The organism is Citrobacter sp. C13 (assembly GCF_014596815.2).
Taxonomy (GTDB): Bacteria; Pseudomonadota; Gammaproteobacteria; order Enterobacterales; family Enterobacteriaceae; genus Citrobacter; species Citrobacter portucalensis.
In genome coordinates, this window is record NZ_CP115024.1 from 1,356,354 (window position 1) to 1,375,142 (window position 18,789).

General features: G+C 50.9%; 14 protein-coding genes and 1 pseudogene. 6 read left to right on the forward strand and 9 right to left on the reverse strand.

Annotated elements, in window-relative coordinates; genetic code table 11:
• The first annotated feature begins 166 nt into the window (after positions 1–166).
• From IB222_RS06360 to IB222_RS06370, 3 genes and pseudogenes are all read left to right on the forward strand, one after another.
• Positions 167–1,708, forward strand: a complete 1,542-nt coding sequence (locus IB222_RS06360; RefSeq protein WP_003835166.1) for a peptide MFS transporter — start codon at positions 167–169, stop codon at positions 1,706–1,708.
• A 63-nt stretch (positions 1,709–1,771) separates the two neighbouring features.
• Positions 1,772–2,853: pseudogene (locus IB222_RS06365) on the forward strand (Gfo/Idh/MocA family oxidoreductase).
• Between the two features lie 52 nt (positions 2,854–2,905).
• Positions 2,906–3,121, forward strand: a complete 216-nt coding sequence (locus IB222_RS06370) for a zinc ribbon domain-containing protein (protein WP_003835160.1) — start codon at positions 2,906–2,908, stop codon at positions 3,119–3,121.
• Here the strand turns inward: IB222_RS06370 and xseA are convergent.
• Positions 3,118–4,491 (reverse strand): exodeoxyribonuclease VII large subunit, encoded by a 1,374-nt coding sequence (gene xseA / locus IB222_RS06375; RefSeq protein WP_149384789.1) that lies wholly within the window; start codon positions 4,489–4,491, stop codon positions 3,118–3,120. The two genes, IB222_RS06370 and xseA, sit on opposite strands and share 4 nt — an antisense overlap.
• A 160-nt stretch (positions 4,492–4,651) precedes the next feature.
• On the opposite strand from xseA, the gene guaB reads away from it, so the two are divergent.
• Both guaB and guaA read left to right on the forward strand, forming a co-directional pair.
• The gene (gene guaB / locus IB222_RS06380) at positions 4,652–6,118 is read left to right on the forward strand and encodes an IMP dehydrogenase (protein ID WP_149384788.1); all 1,467 of its coding nucleotides are present in this window, start codon (positions 4,652–4,654) and stop codon (positions 6,116–6,118) included.
• Positions 6,119–6,181: 63 nt separating this feature from the next.
• Positions 6,182–7,759 (forward strand): glutamine-hydrolyzing GMP synthase, encoded by a 1,578-nt coding sequence (gene guaA / locus IB222_RS06385; protein ID WP_003835152.1) that lies wholly within the window; start codon positions 6,182–6,184, stop codon positions 7,757–7,759.
• A 96-nt stretch (positions 7,760–7,855) separates the two neighbouring features.
• Here guaA and IB222_RS06390 read toward each other — a convergent pair whose 3' ends face one another.
• The 4 genes from IB222_RS06390 to IB222_RS06405 all read right to left on the reverse strand — a co-directional run bounded on the left by IB222_RS06390 (position 7,856) and on the right by IB222_RS06405 (position 10,657).
• Positions 7,856–8,395: a DUF5384 family protein gene (locus tag IB222_RS06390; RefSeq protein ID WP_126317567.1), complete on the reverse strand. Its 540-nt coding sequence runs from the start codon at positions 8,393–8,395 to the stop codon at positions 7,856–7,858.
• A gap of 15 nt (positions 8,396–8,410) precedes the next feature.
• Positions 8,411–8,926: a glycine zipper 2TM domain-containing protein gene (locus IB222_RS06395; protein WP_126317568.1), complete on the reverse strand. Its 516-nt coding sequence runs from the start codon at positions 8,924–8,926 to the stop codon at positions 8,411–8,413.
• A gap of 282 nt (positions 8,927–9,208) precedes the next feature.
• Positions 9,209–10,087 carry a small-conductance mechanosensitive channel MscS gene (gene mscS / locus IB222_RS06400; protein WP_148361654.1) on the reverse strand — a complete coding sequence of 293 codons (879 nt, stop codon included), beginning with the start codon at positions 10,085–10,087 and terminating at the stop codon, positions 9,209–9,211.
• A gap of 366 nt (positions 10,088–10,453) precedes the next feature.
• Complete coding sequence (locus tag IB222_RS06405) at positions 10,454–10,657, reverse strand: YfgG family protein (RefSeq protein ID WP_079939517.1); 204 nt, start codon at positions 10,655–10,657, stop codon at positions 10,454–10,456.
• A gap of 350 nt (positions 10,658–11,007) precedes the next feature.
• Here IB222_RS06405 and IB222_RS06410 point away from each other — a divergent pair, with 350 nt between their 5' ends.
• Positions 11,008–13,278, forward strand: coding sequence for a sensor domain-containing phosphodiesterase (locus tag IB222_RS06410; RefSeq protein ID WP_149384787.1), 2,271 nt, complete (start codon positions 11,008–11,010; stop codon positions 13,276–13,278).
• On the opposite strand, the gene ppx is transcribed toward IB222_RS06410, so the two are convergent.
• The 4 genes from ppx to purM all read right to left on the reverse strand — a co-directional run bounded on the left by ppx (position 13,258) and on the right by purM (position 18,760).
• Positions 13,258–14,799 carry an exopolyphosphatase gene (gene ppx / locus IB222_RS06415; RefSeq protein WP_003835121.1) on the reverse strand — a complete coding sequence of 514 codons (1,542 nt, stop codon included), beginning with the start codon at positions 14,797–14,799 and terminating at the stop codon, positions 13,258–13,260. The two genes, IB222_RS06410 and ppx, sit on opposite strands and share 21 nt — an antisense overlap.
• Before the next feature lie 4 nt (positions 14,800–14,803).
• Entirely contained in the window at positions 14,804–16,870 is a 2,067-nt protein-coding gene (ppk1, locus tag IB222_RS06420; RefSeq protein WP_149384786.1) for a polyphosphate kinase 1, read from the reverse strand.
• Positions 16,871–17,084: 214 nt separating this feature from the next.
• Positions 17,085–17,726, reverse strand: coding sequence for a phosphoribosylglycinamide formyltransferase (gene purN, locus IB222_RS06425; protein WP_126317573.1), 642 nt, complete (start codon positions 17,724–17,726; stop codon positions 17,085–17,087).
• Entirely contained in the window at positions 17,723–18,760 is a 1,038-nt protein-coding gene (purM, locus tag IB222_RS06430; protein ID WP_020996702.1) for a phosphoribosylformylglycinamidine cyclo-ligase, read from the reverse strand. The genes purN and purM overlap by 4 nt, the downstream gene beginning before the upstream one ends.
• Between the last annotated feature and the right edge of the window lie 29 nt (positions 18,761–18,789).

The window sequence follows — 18,789 nt, forward strand, 5'->3', positions numbered from 1 at the left end:
TCGAGTTTTCATCTTAAAGTCCGGGGGCTGGTACTAGACAAAACTAGCCTCAGGTTATCAAATGGTTAAATAATTTTTCGCCGCATGTAAAAAATCGGTCAGATACGTAACTGGCTGGCGTACATCGCGGTGTTTACACGCACGACACATAACTTTCGGGAGAATTATGCAATCCTCTGTTAATCAAAAAGAAAGCCGAACTTTCTTCGGCCATCCTTATCCGCTCGGCTCGCTGTTCTTCACAGAGATGTGGGAGCGTTTTTCGTTTTATGGCATTCGCCCGTTACTGATCCTGTTTATGGCTGCTACCGTTTATGACGGCGGTATGGGGCTGGCGCGTGAAAACGCCTCGGCGATTGTAGGGATCTTTGCCGGTACGATGTACCTCGCTGCGCTGCCGGGTGGCTGGCTGGCAGATAACTGGCTCGGCCAACAGAAAGCGGTGTGGTACGGTTCCATTCTGATTGCCCTCGGTCACCTGTCGATTGCGCTCTCGGCCATTATGGGTAACAACCTGTTCTTTATCGGCCTGATGTTCATCGTGCTTGGTTCCGGTCTGTTTAAGACCTGTATCTCAGTGATGGTTGGCACGCTGTATAAAAAAGGCGATGCGCGTCGCGACGGCGGTTTCTCGCTGTTCTATATGGGCATCAATATGGGGTCGTTTATCGCGCCGCTGATCTCCGGCTGGCTGATTAAATCCCACGGTTGGCACTGGGGCTTTGGCATCGGTGGTATCGGGATGCTGGTGGCGTTGATCATCTTCCGCGTGTTTGCCGTTCCATCGATGAAACGTTATGACAGCGAAGTGGGTCTGGACTCAACCTGGAACAGCCCGGTAGTGAAACGTAACGGTGTGGGCGCGTGGCTGCTGGCGCTGGCCGTCGGCGTAGCCGTTATCGTTACGCTGATTGCGCAGGGCGTGATTGTGATAAATCCGGTCGCGGTTGCCAGTATGCTGGTGTATGTGATTGCCGCCTCTGTCGCGCTCTATTTTATCTACCTGTTTGTCTTTGCTGGTCTGAATCGCAAAGAGCGCGCCAGACTGCTGGTCTGCTTTATCCTGCTGGTTTCCGCCGCGTTCTTCTGGTCTGCGTTTGAGCAGAAGCCAACCTCGTTCAACCTGTTCGCTAACGACTACACTAACCGTATGATCGGCGATTTTGAAATCCCGGCGGTCTGGTTCCAGTCGATAAACGCGCTGTTTATCATTCTGCTGGCACCAGTATTCAGCTGGGCGTGGCCGAAACTGGCGAGCATGAACATTCGTCCGAGCAGCATCACCAAGTTCGTTATCGGTATTCTCTGTGCCGCTGCAGGCTTTGGTCTGATGATGCTGGCAGCGCAAAACGTTCTCAGTAACGGTGGTGCAGGTGTTTCCCCATTCTGGCTGGTGGGTAGTATCCTGATGCTGACACTTGGTGAGCTGTGCCTGAGCCCGATCGGTCTGGCGACCATGACGCTGCTGGCCCCGGAAAGAATGCGCGGGCAGATGATGGGCCTGTGGTTCTGCGCCAGCGCGCTGGGTAACCTGGCCGCAGGTCTGATTGGTGGTCATGTGAAGGCCGACCAACTGGATATGCTGCCGGATCTCTTCGCTCGCTGCTCGATTGCATTGCTTATCTGCGCCGCGGTACTGATCGTCCTCATTGTGCCGATCCGTCGCATGCTGGAGAATACGCAAACTAAACCGGCTACTAGCGCCTGATAACACCTCGATTGTGCCGGGGCAGACGTGATGTCCCGGCCAATTCATTTACGAGGTGAGAACATGCTGTTAGGGTTTGTTGGGCTTGGCGCAGTCGTTGAAACGGCATACTTGCCCGCATTGCGTAAACTTTACGGTGATTCCCTGTGCTGTGTGGGATTTGACGTGCAACCCGCAAAACAGCCCGCTGGTGTGACACGCTGTGCATCGCTCGCTGAACTTCTTGCAACACCGCTTGATACCCTGTTTATCACCACCGCATCCCTGCATCATCTCGATGTGCTTGAACAGGCGCTGGCCGCTCCCATCGCACGAATCGTGGTTGAAAAACCGATTGTTGCCACGCTTTCCCAAATTGAAAAACTGAAAACGCTGCTGGAGCAACCCGACGCTGCCGACCGTGTGCTGGCGCTCGACCACTGGATGGCGCGCAATGGCGAATGGAGCTGGCATTGGGAAAACTCGGTACGCAGTGGCAGGGCGATAACCCACAACAGGCACTTGTCTCTCACTTTTCAGACGTTGTTAAAATCGACGGTTTTTTGCAGGAGCCGAGCGGATTTAACGCTACAGGAGAGCCGATCGCGCTCAACTTTGCCACTGGTGAGCCAGATACGCGTGAGCTTCGCCACCCGGACGGTGTGATTCTGGACATTGGCGCACACGTACTGGCCATGCTGCGTGAAACGGTGCGTTACCTGGGTGGTAATGACAGCATGACCCTGCAGGTGAAGAGCGCTAAAGACCGTCTTGGACATAACATTATCCAGGGTGACCTGACCACGCCTGAAGGAGAGGCGCATCTGCAAGGGCTGATTAGCGGTGTACCGCTGGATATCTGGCTGAATAAATACGCGGGGCCCGCTGGCGGACAAAAAGGTCTGCGCCTTTATCTGCGTGATGGGCGTATCATCAGCTACGACCGACGGGGTGCCGACGATGTGCTCGAATTGATTGACGGTGATGTTGTGCAACGCTGGTGTCTGCCAGGTACGATTTATGCCCATTGTCTGGCGGAACATATTCTGGGGGCGCAAAGTCTGTTTGAGCGCAGCCCGCAGGAGGTGAGTCGCACGACGCAGCGCAGGCTGGAGGAGGTCGAACGATTACTGATCCTACAGCAACAGTTGCGTGGTTCACACTAAGCGTATCATGGTAAAATTAGCGCAGAATTGAACGCCATTTAAAGGAGTCACCATGTCGATGACCTGCCCGGATTGTCACGCAGAACTGGAACCACAAAACGGTGTGGCACACTGTGAAAACTGTAAAAAAGATATTCCGTTAGAAGCGCGCTGTCCGGAGTGCCATCAGCCGCTCCAGGTGTTAAAAGCCTGCGGAGCGGTGGATTACTTCTGTCAGAATGGCCATGGTCTGATTTCGAAGAAACGTGTGGAATTTGTGCCGGTTTAATCTGACTTTTTCTTCCGCGTTTTCTTTGCCGCCGTTACGCCTTTCACTTCGCTCTCTACCCAACCGTCTGACAGGCGGGTAGTGAGCACATCACCGGTTTTTACCTGTTTGGTCTGCTTCAGCACTTTGCCGTCCGTCGCGGTAGTGACGCTATAACCACGAGCGAGCGTCGAGAGAGGACTCACCGCTTCAAGATGCGTCACCACATTACCGAAGCGTTCTCGCTGTGCGCTTAAACGCGCGCGGATATTCTCTGCCAGACGGTACTCCAGTTGCTGAATACGGGTTTGCGCCCGATAAATGCGCGACTGTGGGTTTTGCTGGCTCAGGCGTTGATTTACTCGCTGTTGGCGCTGATTGGCCTGCTTAATTTTATTCTCAAGAGCGAAATTCATCCGCTGACGTAGCCGCTCCAGCACGGTCTGCTGACGGGCCAGACGCAGTTGCGGATGTTGCTGTTGCAAACGGTGATGAAGCTGGGTAAAGCGACGAGTACGGTTGGCGATGTAGTAGTCCATCGCCATCTCCAGACGCTGCTGGCCATGCTGAATTTGACGCAGCAGTTCCAGTTGATTGCGGCTGACAATTTCCGCCGCAGCTGATGGCGTAGGCGCCCGTAAATCTGCAATAAAATCGGCAATCGTGACATCTGTTTCGTGGCCGACGGCGCTTACTACCGGAATGCAGCTGGCAAAGATTGCCCGCGCTACGCGTTCGTCGTTAAAACTCCACAAATCTTCCAGAGAACCGCCGCCGCGCCCAACGATAAGCACATCGCACTCGCTCCGCGCGTTCGCCAGCTCAATGGCGCGAACGATCTGTCCTGGCGCATCGTCGCCCTGGACAGCGGTCGGGTAGATAATAACGGGCAGGGATGGGTCACGACGCTTCAGCACGTGGAGAATGTCGTGCAGCGCAGCCCCGGTTTTCGAGGTAATGACCCCAACGCAGTGAGCCGGAGAGGGTAGTGATTTTTTGAACTGCTGATCGAATAGCCCCTCAGCCTGCAGTTTGGCTTTGAGTTGCTCATATTTTTGCTGCAACAAGCCTTCACCAGCTGGCTGCATGCTCTCAACAATTATCTGGTAGTCGCCACGCGGTTCGTACAACGTAATGTTGGCGCGTACCAGGACCTGCTGACCGTGCTGTGGGCGGAACGTTACCCGTCGATTGCTGTTGCGAAACATCGCGCAGCGTACCTGGGCGGTGTCATCTTTGAGCGTGAAATACCAGTGACCGGAGGACGGCTGAGTGAAATTCGAGATTTCACCGCTGATCCAAACTTGTCCCATTTCCTGCTCAAGCAGCAAACGAACCGTCTGATTTAGGCGGCTTACGGTAAAAATTGAGGTGGTCTGAGAGGATAACATGTGAGCGGGATCAAATTCTAAATCAGCAAGTTATTCAGTCGAAAGTAACATGCTCACAGAGGAGCGCAAGGTTTTTTTGCAAAAAAGTGTGGATGCAATCGGTTACGCTCTGTATAATGCCGCGGCAATATTTAATAACCTCCCAGGTGAGATATTGCCCATGCTACGTATCGCAAAAGAAGCCCTGACGTTTGACGACGTCCTCCTCGTTCCCGCTCATTCTACCGTTCTGCCGAATACTGCTGACCTCAGCACCCAGTTGACGAAAACCATTCGCCTGAACATTCCTATGCTCTCCGCAGCAATGGACACCGTGACGGAAGCGCGCCTGGCAATTGCCCTGGCCCAGGAAGGCGGCATCGGTTTTATCCACAAAAACATGTCCATCGAGCGCCAGGCTGAAGAAGTTCGCCGCGTGAAGAAACACGAATCTGGCGTGGTAACTGACCCTCAGACCGTACTGCCAACCACTACTCTGCGCGAAGTGAAAGAACTGACCGAGCGTAACGGTTTTGCTGGCTACCCGGTAGTGACTGAAGATAACGAACTGGTCGGCATCATCACCGGCCGTGACGTGCGTTTTGTGACTGACCTGAACCAGCCGGTTAGCGTATATATGACGCCAAAAGAGCGTCTGGTGACCGTTCGTGAAGGCGAAGCGCGTGATGTTGTTTTTGCCAAAATGCACGAAAAACGCGTTGAGAAAGCGCTGGTTGTTGATGACAGCTTCCATCTGCTCGGTATGATCACCGTTAAAGATTTCCAGAAAGCAGAACGTAAACCTAACGCCTGTAAAGACGAGCATGGTCGTCTGCGCGTTGGTGCAGCGGTAGGCGCTGGCGCAGGTAACGAAGACCGTGTTGATGCGCTGGTTGCCGCTGGCGTTGACGTACTGCTGATTGACTCCTCTCACGGCCACTCTGAAGGCGTTCTGCAGCGTATCCGTGAAACTCGCGCTAAATATCCTGACCTGCAGATCATCGGCGGTAACGTTGCTACGGGCGCAGGTGCTCGCGCACTGGCTGAAGCCGGCTGCAGCGCTGTTAAAGTGGGTATCGGCCCTGGCTCCATCTGTACCACCCGTATCGTGACCGGCGTCGGTGTTCCGCAGATCACTGCCGTTTCTGATGCCGTTGAAGCGCTGGAAGGCACCGGTATTCCGGTTATCGCCGACGGCGGTATTCGTTTCTCCGGCGACATCGCTAAAGCGATTGCTGCTGGTGCTGCCGCAGTGATGGTTGGCTCCATGCTGGCGGGTACTGAAGAATCCCCGGGCGAAATCGAACTGTACCAGGGCCGTTCTTACAAATCTTACCGCGGTATGGGTTCTCTGGGCGCGATGTCCAAAGGGTCTTCTGACCGTTACTTCCAGAGCGATAACGCCGCTGACAAACTGGTCCCGGAAGGTATCGAAGGTCGCGTTGCCTATAAAGGTCGCCTGAAAGAGATCATTCACCAGCAGATGGGCGGCCTGCGCTCCTGTATGGGTCTGACCGGCTGTGGTACTATCGACGCGCTGCGAACGAAAGCAGAGTTTGTACGCATCAGCGGTGCGGGTATTCAGGAAAGTCACGTTCACGATGTGACCATCACCAAAGAGTCCCCTAACTACCGCATGGGCTCCTGATAAGTTTCCGCGCCCGGCTATATGCCGGGCGAATTTGTTTCACTTGCCTCGGAATTAGCGTCAATGACAGACAATATTCATAAACATCGCATTCTCATCCTCGATTTCGGCTCGCAGTACACTCAACTGGTTGCACGTCGCGTACGTGAACTGGGCGTCTACTGTGAACTGTGGGCATGGGATGTTACGGAAGCACAAATTCGCGAATTCAACCCAAGCGGTATCATTCTTTCTGGTGGTCCGGAAAGTACCACCGAAGAAAACAGCCCGCGTGCGCCGGAATACGTTTTCAATGCGGGCGTGCCGGTGTTCGGCGTGTGCTACGGCATGCAGACCATGGCAATGCAGCTCGGTGGTCATGTTGAAGGTTCTAACGAACGTGAATTCGGCTATGCGCAGGTTGAAGTTCAGACCGACAGCGCGCTTGTCCGCGGTATTGAAGACTCCCTGACCGCAGACGGCAAACCGTTGCTGGACGTGTGGATGAGCCATGGCGACAAAGTGACCGCCATTCCGGAAGGTTTCGTGACCGTTGCCAGCACCGACAGCTGCCCGTTCGCTATCATGGCGCACGAAGAAAAACGCTTCTACGGCGTGCAGTTCCACCCGGAAGTTACCCACACCCGTCAGGGTATGCGCATGCTGGAGCGTTTTGTGCGCGACATCTGCCAGTGTGAAGCGCTGTGGACGCCGGCAAAAATTATCGATGACGCCGTTGCCCGCATTCGTGAGCAGGTTGGCAATGATAAAGTTATCCTCGGCCTGTCCGGCGGCGTTGACTCCTCCGTCACCGCGATGCTGCTGCACCGTGCTATCGGCAAAAACCTGACCTGCGTGTTCGTTGACAACGGTCTGCTGCGTCTCAACGAAGCTCAGCAGGTGATGGATATGTTCGGCGACCACTTTGGCCTGAACATCATTCACGTGGAAGGCGAGCAGCGTTTCCTGGACGCGCTGAAAGGCGAGAACGACCCAGAAGCTAAACGTAAAATCATCGGCCGCGTATTCGTGGAAGTATTCGATGAAGAAGCGCTGAAGCTGGAAGACGTTAAGTGGCTGGCGCAGGGCACCATCTACCCGGACGTGATCGAATCCGCGGCATCTGCCACGGGTAAAGCGCACGTTATCAAATCTCACCACAACGTGGGCGGTTTGCCGAAAGAGATGAAGATGGGTCTGGTTGAGCCGCTGCGTGAGCTGTTCAAAGACGAAGTGCGTAAGATTGGTCTGGAGCTGGGCCTGCCGTACGACATGCTGTACCGTCACCCGTTCCCGGGACCGGGGCTGGGTGTACGTGTGCTTGGCGAAGTGAAGAAAGAGTACTGTGACCTGCTGCGTCGCGCGGATGCTATCTTCATTGAAGAGCTGCACAAAGCTGACCTGTACAACAAGGTAAGCCAGGCGTTCACCGTGTTCCTGCCGGTTCGTTCCGTTGGTGTGATGGGCGATGGCCGCAAGTACGACTGGGTTGTTTCCCTGCGTGCGGTAGAAACCATCGACTTTATGACCGCGCACTGGGCACACCTGCCGTATGACTTCTTAGGCCGCGTATCCAACCGCATTATCAACGAAGTGAACGGTATTTCCCGTGTCGTATATGACATCAGCGGTAAGCCACCGGCTACGATTGAGTGGGAATAATCGCGCCATATTCTACCTTAATTTGAATTGGTAAATACTAAAAGCCCTCTATATGACAGAGGGCTTTTGTTTAGGCAAGAGCGGTTAAGGTAAAAATCAGTTAAACCAACTATCAGCTTTATCTTCGCGAGCTTTACCTTCACTCTTCATGAGATCGCGTCCGCCTTCAGAAATGTTTCTGTTGGCATCAGCTTCAGACTGTGTCACGTCGGTTTGCGCAGCCTTGTTTTTCAATTCCTGATCGATAAATTCGTTTTCCCTTTTGACCCGCGCTTCTTCCTTAGCCAGAGCCAGTTTCTGCTTCTGAATTTCCAGACTGCGAAGTTCATCTTCATAACCCTGATCTCTTTTCTTATCCTGCAAGGCTTCGGTGTCGCGCTTATCCTGTCGGGCTTGCCTTTCAGCGGCAGCGGCCGCGGCTTTTTTATTGGCGGCTGCCTGGGCATTAGCGCGTCGCTGTTTATCTTGCTGGATCTGCTTATTGCGCTCAGCTACCCAGTCATCGTGCTGTTTTTTTTCCTCGTTAGCCCCTTGCTGTTCAGCCTGAGCGACTGCCGAAAGCTGATCCTGCAAAGAAGATGAATAAACGGTGCTGCTTAACGTGGATAAAAAAGTAACCAGAATGATTTTTTTCATGATTACCCCTGATAATTAACTTTTTTCAGGGCATTTAGCGTTTGGCTGAATTCGAGTCTCGTTGTAGCTGGTAGATATTACGACTGCCAGACCGGTACTAAACTGACAAGCCTTACCTACCTGCGTTGAAGTGTAAACCTTCGTACCTTCTTTATAGGTTAAAGATACGCCTTCAACTAACGTTTTATCATTGACCATTGAGCCTGCCGCAGCACCAGCGGTACCTCCGACAACGGCACCAGTCGTAGTGTTGGTATTACTACGCGATCCTACATTATGGCCGATGACACCACCTGCGACTGCGCCAAGAATAGCGCCAGTAGCCTGTGCTGCGCGTTTATTTGCCGTATTGTCTACTGCCACTTTTGCGGGTAAAACCGAGATGATGTTGACCGTTTTTGTCTCTTGCTTTGAGTTAAGCTGGTCGGTTTGATAAACATCAGCCGCATGTTCGTCAGCATTAGATTGGCAGCCAGCAATAGAGAAGCAGGCAATGAGGGCTAAAGGTAGGGCGCATTTTTTAAAGTTCATTACTGTTCCTTGTTAATCACATCGAAAAAGCAATGCATTTAATCTTGCCAGTTAATAAAAGTAAACCTATCGGTTTTTATCAATTTAAGGCTATTTTTTTGTTATATCACAATGTGATATATGATTTTAATTATGTCTATTTTTGAAGGTGTAAATGCGCCCCGTGTATTTTATAGATGTGTTTTATGATCGAGGGTGAATGGGCGGAAATGGTGGGTGGTATTTGATTCAATCCAATTGTTGTGTCAATGCTTTCTCTACTTAAATAGAGAAAGCAATGGATTAATCAACTAGTTGAAGCTGAGGCTGCTGCGGAGATGTGACATTCTCAACGCGAATATCCATCTGCGGATAGGGTAGGTCGATATGGTTGGCGTCCAGCGCCTCTTTAATGTTTTCCAGCAGATCGTAATAGGTGTTCCAGTACTCGATGTTGGGCACCCATACGCGCACGTAAAAATTTAACGCTGAAGCGCCCAGTTCGCCCAGGCGAACGGTTACCCCACGTTGCTTATCGATACGGCTGTCCTGCTCGATAATGTGATTAATAACTTGCTTAACCTCTGCAATCCGACTCTGATAACCCACGCCAATTACCAGATCGATACGGCGAAAAGGGTGACGGGAATAGTTAATGATGTTGTCAGCGATGATCTTACCATTTGGAATCACCACTTCTTTGCTGTCGGCGGTGAGCAGGGTGGTGGAGAAAATGTGCACCTTTTCCACTGTTCCGGTGACTGCACCAATCTGTACCACTTCCCCGGCGCGAAAGGGCCGCAGAGAAACCAGTAATACACCAGCGGCAAAGTTGGAAAGCGAGCCTTGTAGCGCGAGGCCAATAGCGAGTCCGGCGGCACCGATGACGGCAATAATGGAGGATGTTTCAATACCGATGCGGCCCAACGCAGCGACGACGAAAAAAGCGAGGGTGATGTAACGTACCAGCGCGGTGAAGAACTGAATGATGGTTCTGTCGACTTTACGTTTAAGCAGTAACTTTTCCAGCCCACGAGAGAGCAGGCGAGCGATAAATTTACCGACAAACAATAAGATCACGGCGGCAACGATATTCCAGCCGAATTGAATGACTGCATCGCTGTGCCCGGCGATCCACTCAAGACCGCTTCTTATTTTCGGGAATAATAAAAAACCACTCATGGTATTACCCTATTTCATTTAAAATGATAACAATTCAAATAACTATTTAATTTCATGCGAAATATAAATATTTTCGTCAGTGATATTTGCTGATGATATTAATTAGCATTTATTTGAGCACTGTTTGTCTTTTTTATGTTCGTTAAACCGGAACGTAAAAAAATCAGCGCGAATGGTGCGGTGAAGTGGGATGAAAAGATTGTGTATTTGTGCGAAAAATACGGCCGATTATCCGATAATTCAGCGAGAGTGGTAGGGGACGTGTGTTAAGTTTCATCACTCAAATCCCTTACCGGATGGTTAAATGCCAGGCGATTAGCCATCCGGTAAGGAATCTTAATGCTGGGATATCACAGGCGCGAGCGATCAATGTACGTCGGTTTGTGCAGGAGATGTCTGTTGCGGCTGAGTGATCTGCTGAGATTCTTTTTTGTCCTGGTGGTGATGCCACGCACCAATGGCGGAGTAGACGAAGCGTCCGAAGAAGAAGAGAAAGCTGATAAGCAGTACGATCCGGATCATGCGACTGTTAAATCGGTGTCGTTTGCGTAGGCTGGTAACCTGGCTCACAAAAGGTTCCTTGTAGTGTACCCAACTGAGGGCGATACTCACATTAAGGCACATTGGGAGGGAATGGTCAATTCTTCCTTATGTAAAATTGCTTCAGTTGTTTTATCTTCTTATGTTATGGAAATTAATATTATTATTTGCATGAATAATGTATTAACGATAAAAAATAATGAAAAGAGTAATAATTGATGAATGAGGGCTATTTTTTTTGATATGTATCAAACATCACACTTTGTTGACAACTAAAATCGATGAATCATTGTGATGTATTTTATTCTATCGTTTTAAGGTCAGGTGGGATGCCTGTCTGAATACCCCCTACAGGATGTGCGGGATTCTACTGAGCATCTATGAAACTCAATAAAAATTATATTGGTATTAGAGACAGATGGTGGGCATTACCTCTCATCTTACCTTCTTTGTTGTTGCCTGTATTGAGCACTGCTACTACCTACGCCCATATTAGTACGGGGACCGTAATTCTTTTCTATCTGCCTTTAGCGCTGATGATTAGCCTGATGCTTTTTTTTGGCTGGGCGGCATTGCCAGGAATTATCATTTCCATTATCTGGTACAAATATCCGCAGGTCGGGTTATTTGAAACACTTTCAATAATTTCGCACTTTATAGTTACGATCGTGCTTAGCTGGGGAGGATATAAAGTATTTTCTCCCCGACGAAACAATGTTTCCCACGGCGACTCTCACCTGCTTTTTCAGCGTATGTTCTGGCAGGTCTTCTGCCCGGCTACGCTGTTTCTGATACTCTTCCAGTTTGCCGCATTTGTGGGTGTTTATGAAAGCAAATCTGGCATGGTGGGCGTTATGCCTTTCAATACAGGCACATTAATCAACTATCAGTCCATACTCGCGGGGAATCTTGTAGGTGTGCCGCTGTGTTATTTCATCATTCGAACAATTCGCAACCCCTTGCATCTGAGAGGCTATTTTTCTCAGTTAAAGCAGCAGTTTGATACGAAAGTGACTAAAACAGAGTTTGCGGTCTGGTTGATTATATTGACCGTGCTTATGGCGATGCTGTGTATGCCGCTAAATGAACAAAGCTCAATATTCAGCACGAATTATACACTGTCACTGTTACTGCCTGTCATGCTGTGGGGGGCAATGCGTTACGGTTATAAATTTATTTCGTTGATATGGGCGGTCGTACTTATTACCGCAATTCATTATTATCAGCGCTATATGCCATGGTATTCGGGTTACGATACGCAGCTTGCCATTACCTCATCAAGTTATCTGGTTTTTTCTTTCATTGTGAATTTCATTGCTGTACTGGCAACACGTCAACGGTTTGTTACCCGGCGCAACCATCGTCTGGCCTTCTTTGACCCTATGGTACATATTCCGAATTTGCGCGCTTTGAACCGGGATTTGAAAAACTCGCCATGGTCAGTGCTTTGCTTTTTGGGGGTTCCGGGCATGGAGCTGCTGGTGAAAAATTACGGCATTATGCTGCGTATCCAGTACAAGCAAAAACTGGCTCAGTGGATAACACCGTTGCTTGAACAGGATGAGCATGTCTATCAATTATCGGGTAATGATCTAATCCTGCGTTTTAACACTGAGCTACACCAGGAACGCATTGAAGCACTGGACAGGCATATCAAGCAGTTTCGTTTTGTCTGGGACGGTATGCCTTTGCAACCGCAGGTTGGGATCAGCTTTTGCTATGTCCGTTCTCCTGTTAACCATATCTATTTGTTGCTGGGAGAGTTAAGTACCATTGCCGAATTATCGCTGGCAACCAATTCACCAGAGAATTTGCAGCGGCGTGGTGTGATGCACCTGCAACGTGACCTGAAAGATAAAGTTGCGATGATGAACCGTATTCAGCAGGCGCTGGAGAACAATCGCTTTTTCCTGAAGGCGCAGCCGATTTTTGGCGTACGTGGCGACGTTTATCACGAAATCCTGCTGCGGCTTGAGGGGGATGACGGTGAAACTATCGCCCCTGATAGCTTCTTGCCGGTAGCCCATGAGTTTGGTTTGTCCTCCCGTATCGATCTGTGGGTGATTGAAAATACGCTGAAATTTATGGCGCAGAATCGGGAAAAAATGCCCGCCCACCGGTTTGCTATCAACTTATCACCCACCTCAGTATGTCGCGCGCGACTTCCTAATGACATCAATCAGTTACTGAATAAGTACAAGGTTGAAGCATGGCAACTTATCTTTGAAGTGACGGAAAGCAATGCCTTGACCAATGCGGAACAGGCACAGGCAACGTTGCTGCAGCTGCAATCACTGGGCTGTCAGATTGCGATTGATGATTTTGGTACTGGATATGCCAGCTATGCGCGGCTGAAAAATGTGAATGCCGATATCCTGAAAATTGACGGTAGCTTTATTCGCAATATTGTTTCGAACAGCCTCGACTACCAAATCGTGGCCTCTATTTGCCATCTGGCGCGGATGAAAAGAATGCTGGTGGTTGCGGAGTACGTCGAAAGCGAGGAAATACGCAGTGCGGTGATTTCGCTGGGGATTGATTACATGCAGGGGTATCTGATTGGTAAGCCACTGCCGTTGAGTGAAACTCTGGAAAAGCAGGTGCCAGATGAACTGACACCTGCTGAGATCTTATGCGGCGATATCGGGTGAGCTCTCTTCTTCAATTTTGAGTCGCCAGCCTGTTACGGCTTCCCAGTATTGCTGCTCTTTCTCCAGATCGAGCAGCACCAGCGCATTTTGGCTAAACCAGTCATGCGGGAAGCGTAAGGTCCAGTGGCTGTCGTCGGTAATCAGGGTCAAAGTCGGCGGTGTGGTGGTCGCCTGACGCTGATTATTCAACAGCACGCCCAGGCGCAGCAGCTGAATTAACGGCAGAAACTGTTTCTTCTTAAACAGCGTAAAGCGGGGCAAGTCGTCGAGCTTAATCGCTTTGCGATGATAACGAACTAATGTTGCCATCATCAGCTGTTGTTCCTGATTGAAACCAGGTAGATCGCTGTTTTGTAAGATATACGCAGAGTGGCGATGCAGACCGCTGTGGTTGATGTTCAGCCCAACCTCATGCAGCATTGCTGCCCAACGCAGTAACGCTTCCAGTTGGGGATTGGCCAGCTTTGGCTGCTGCGTATGCCACTGGTCGTACATTTGCATCGTCGTTTCCAGTACGCGCCGGGCCTGTTCGCTGTCAATGTTGTACTGGTTTGCCAGGCTGCTGGCGGTACGGCTACGAACGTCCTGGTGGCGAAAACGGCCTTCCATCTCGTACAGCACGCCTTCACGTAACGCACCATCAGAAAGGCGAAGTTCGCGAATAGCTAACGCGTCAAAAACGCCGCACAGAATCGCGAGTCCGGGTACAAACACTGCTTTTCTTTCTTCTGACAACCCCGGCAAGCTGAGCGCATCAAATGACGCGTGCTTCAGCACTTCAGATGTCAGCTTGTCCAGACGTTCGGGGGTGATAAAACCGTCTTTTTCACCCATCTCCAGCAGCACTTCATGGGCTGCTTTAATGGTGCCCGATGCGCCCAGCGCAACGTTCCAGCCCTGAATGCGAAACTGCCAGGTTAAGGTTTCGAGCTTTTGCGCAGCCGCCATGCGGGCACGCTGGAAATTTTCACGGTTAATTACACCGCCTGGGAAATACATCTGAGCAAAACTGACGCAGCCCATGCGGCGGCTTTCGACCAGTTTAGGCTCGAAATCCTCGCCGATCACTAATTCGGTTGAGCCGCCGCCGATATCGATAACCAGCTTGCGACCTTTTTCCGGCTGCGTATGTTCAACGCCCATAAAGATCAATCGGGCTTCTTCGTTGCCGGAAATAATCTCAATTGGGTAGGGGATGACTTTTTCCGCTCGCTTGAGAAAATCAGTCGCATTCAGTGCCTGACGCAAAGTATGGGTTCCCACGATACATACGCTTGATGGAGGAAAACCCTGCAAACGTTCGGCGAACAGTGATAAACAGCTTAGCCCGCGCTCCATGGCCTCTTCGCTCAGCTTGTTATCTTCGCCGAGGCCATCCGCCAGATGTACGCGTTGTTTCAGTCGCCCAATAATTTGCATTGCGCCATCAACCACGCGGGCAATGACCATATGGAAACTGTTTGAACCAAGGTCGACCGCAGCAAATTCCTGCGGTCGTGGAGTCTTGTCGTGTATTGGCATATCTTTAGTCAGGTTGCTCGAGTGATTTGATGTAATCGTAAATCGCCAATTGTGACTGAACCTTACGGCGGTTTCCGCGCGGTACGTAGCGATTACTCAGTTCTTTATCAATAAAGCGGGCTTTCACCGTGTCGCTGAACAGGATATCGATAATATCCAGCACGCGTTGCTTAAGGTGCGGGTCAAGAAGCGGTGTGGCAACTTCGATACGATAGTCGATGTTTCTTGTCATCCAGTCAGCGGAGGAGAGATACACCTGCTTGTCACCCCCGTTCTCGAAAATATAAACCCGGTCGTGTTCAAGGTAGCGGTCAACGATGCTGATAACGCGAATATTGTCGCTAATACCTTCCAGATTCGGGATGAGCGAGCACATTCCGCGAATCAACAAATTGACTGGTACGCCTGAACTTGAGGCCGCATAGAGGCGGTCAACCAGACCTTTATCGACCAGGTTATTCAGTTTTAGCGTAATGCCGGAAGGCTGTCCTTGTTGCGCGTTGGCGATTTCTTTGTCGATCATCGCGTACAGCAGACGGCGTGAGTTCTGCGGGGAAACCAGCAGATAATCGAACGTCACCGGGCGATACGGATTCTCGATGAAGTTAAACACCCGACGCACTTCGTTGGTAATGCGCGAATCGGCGGTCAGCAACGAGTAGTCGGTATACAGGCGTGCCGTTTTTTCGTTGAAGTTCCCCGTCCCGATATGCGCATAGCGCACGACTTCATCACCTTCTTTACGCGAGATAAGGAACAGTTTGGCGTGAATTTTCAGGCCTGGCGCGGAGAAGATGACGTGAACGCCTGCTTCGGTTAGACGCTTGGCCCAATGGATGTTGGCTTCTTCATCGAAGCGGGCCTGCAATTCCACCACAACGGTAACTTTCTTACCGTTGTGCGCGGCATGGATCATTGAATCAATAATGCGTGAATCTTTTGCCACACGGTAGATGTTGATCTTTATAGCCAGCACGCTCGGGTCGAAAGAGGCCTGGCGCAGCAGTTCAAGAACGTGCTCAAAGGTGTGATAGGGGTAATACAGCAGCACGTCGCGTTCACGAACGGCGTCAAAGCCGTTACGAAACTTCTCGTTGTCGAACCAGATATGGCGCAGACGCGGCAGCGGTTTGTTCACCAGGTTAGCTTTGCCAACGTTAGGGAAGTTAATAAAGTCTTTGAAGTTATGATAACGCCCGCCGGGAACAATCGAGTCATAGCGAGAAATTGTCAGTTTTTCACGCAGTACTTCGACCAGCGCATTGGGCATGTCTCGCTGATAGACAAAACGTACAGGTTCTGCGGTCAGACGCTGTTTCAGGCTGGATGACATCAGCTCCATCAGGCTCGATTCCATCTCATGCACCAAATCGTATTCGGCGTCACGGGTCATTTTCATCGAATAGGCGTTCAGTGCGTCGTAGTCAAAGAACCCTTTGAAAATGTCGTCAAGGCAGTAACGTAAGATGTTGTCCAGCAGGATCATCGGTTTGCGACGGCGCGGGGTTTCCGGCGGCAGATTCACAAAACGGGGAACCTTGTCGGAAGGGATTTCCAGCAGCGCGTAGCGTATCGTATCACCACGGATAATTTCTACCGCCAGATAGGTGTAGTCATCTTTTAAAAACTGGACTAAATCCGTCTCGCGGTTAATCAGGATCGGCGTGATGTGCTGGCGAAGATATTGCTTGAAGTAATGACGCAACCAGCTTTGCTGATTGACCGACAACTGGCGTTCGTTGATTAAGAAAATCTGATTGCGCGCCATTTCCAACAGCAACTCGTTGTACAGGCCGTCAAATTCCTGATCGGCTTTTAATACGCGGGCCTGGATTTTGCCTAACAAATGGCGGGAGTGAGAGTTTGAACCCTGTTCTTCGCTAATAATGATTCGGCGCTTCAGTTCGGCAAAACGAACCTTATAAAACTCGTCGAGATTATTGGAATAGATGCCTAAGAAACGCATCCGTTCGATCAACGGGTTTGACTTATCAGCAGCTTCCTGGAGTACACGTTCGTTGAACGCTAACCAGCTGAGTTCTTTCTCGATGTATAGCTTTTCCTGACCCATTACCACTTTTACTCCGTTTCATTCACGGGACACTACCTATTTATTATGGCGAGCATTGCTCTCAGATGTCCAACTGTGCCAGAAAAATATGACAATAAACCGTCTGATAGCAAAGAGAAAGGGGGAGCGTAGATGAATACCGGTAGTATTAACCGGAAAAGGTAGTTATGCCTGTAGACCGGATGATGAGATCCGGCTTACAGGTTGAATTTTATTATTCGTCGGCGGCGTAGCCTTGTGGCGGCAGACGAACGCCGTCCAGCCATGCAGCGTTATCACGCATCTTCAGGCGACCATCGGTAAACCAGCTTACCACCAGTGGGTAAATGGTATGCTCCTGAGCCTGGACTCGTGCCGTGACATCATCTTCGCTGTCGCCTTCAAATACCGGAACCTTGGCCTGGAGAATAACCGGTCCGCCGTCCAGTTCATCGGTGACGAAGTGGACGGAGGTGCCATGTTCTTCATCGCCGTTTTCCAGAACCTGACGGTGCGTGTGCAGGCCGGGATATTTCGGCAATAAAGACGGGTGGATATTCAGCAATCGTTCAGCATAGTGAGCGACAAACGCCGGGCTGAGGATGCGCATATAACCGGCCAGCACCACGACATCGGGTACATAGGCGTCAATCTCTTGAATCAGTTGGCGGTCGAATGTTTCGCGACTGGCAAACTGGGCGGCTTCCAGCGAGTGCGCCGGAATATTCGCTTCGCGTGCGCGTTCAAGGCCGAACGCATCGGCCTTGTTACTGAATACTGCACGTATGGTGCCATTGATTTTTTTCTGTTCGCAGGCGTCGATTATCGCCTGCAAATTGCTTCCGTTGCCGGAAATGAGCACCACAATGTTTTTCATTCAATGACCACACGCTGTTCGGAATCAGATGCTTTGATGATACCGATTTTCCAGGCGTTTTCACCTTTCTCATTGAGCAAAGCAAGGGCTTTGTCCACTTCCGGAGCTGGCAGGGCGATAACCATACCTACACCGCAGTTAAAGGTGCGATACATCTCATGCTGGCTGACGTTACCCGCCGTTTGCAGCCAGTTGAAGACGGCTGGCCACTGCCATGAAGATTCGTCGATCACTGCCTGCGTGTTGTCCGGCAGAACGCGCGGAATATTTTCCCAGAAGCCGCCGCCGGTCAGGTGGGCAATGGCGTGCACATCAACCTTCTCGATCAGTTCCAGAATGGATTTCACGTAAATGCGGGTAGGGGCCAGTAAGTGATCGGCCAGCGGCTTGCCTTCAAGCTCGGTGGTTTCTGGGTCACAACCGCTGACTTCTACAATTTTACGCACCAGAGAGTAGCCGTTGGAGTGCGGGCCGCTGGAGCCGAGCGCAATCAGTACGTCACCGTCGGCCACTTTTGAACCGTCGATAATCTCTGATTTTTCGACGACGCCAACGCAGAAACCTGCCACGTCGTAATCTTCGCCGTGGTACATCCCCGGCATTTCAGCTGTTTCCCCACCGACCAGCGCACAGCCAGACTGCAGGCAGCCTTCGGCAATCCCGTTAATGACGCTGGCTGCGGTGTCCACATCCAGTTTGCCGGTCGCATAGTAGTCGAGGAAGAACAGCGGCTCAGCGCCCTGAACCACGAGGTCGTTGACGCACATTGCGACGAGGTCAATGCCGATAGTGTCGTGGCGTTTCAGATCCATCGCCAGACGCAGTTTTGTACCAACGCCATCAGTGCCGGAAACCAGTACCGGTTCACGATATTTTTGCGGCAATGCGCACAGCGCACCGAAGCCACCCAGACCACCCATAACTTCCGGACGACGCGTTTTCTTTACTACGCCTTTGATTCGATCAACCAGAGCATTACCTGCATCAATATCAACACCGGCATCTTTGTAGCTAAGAGAGGTTTTATCGGTCACTGCCTGCTTCCCCACATGTTTACTTGCAG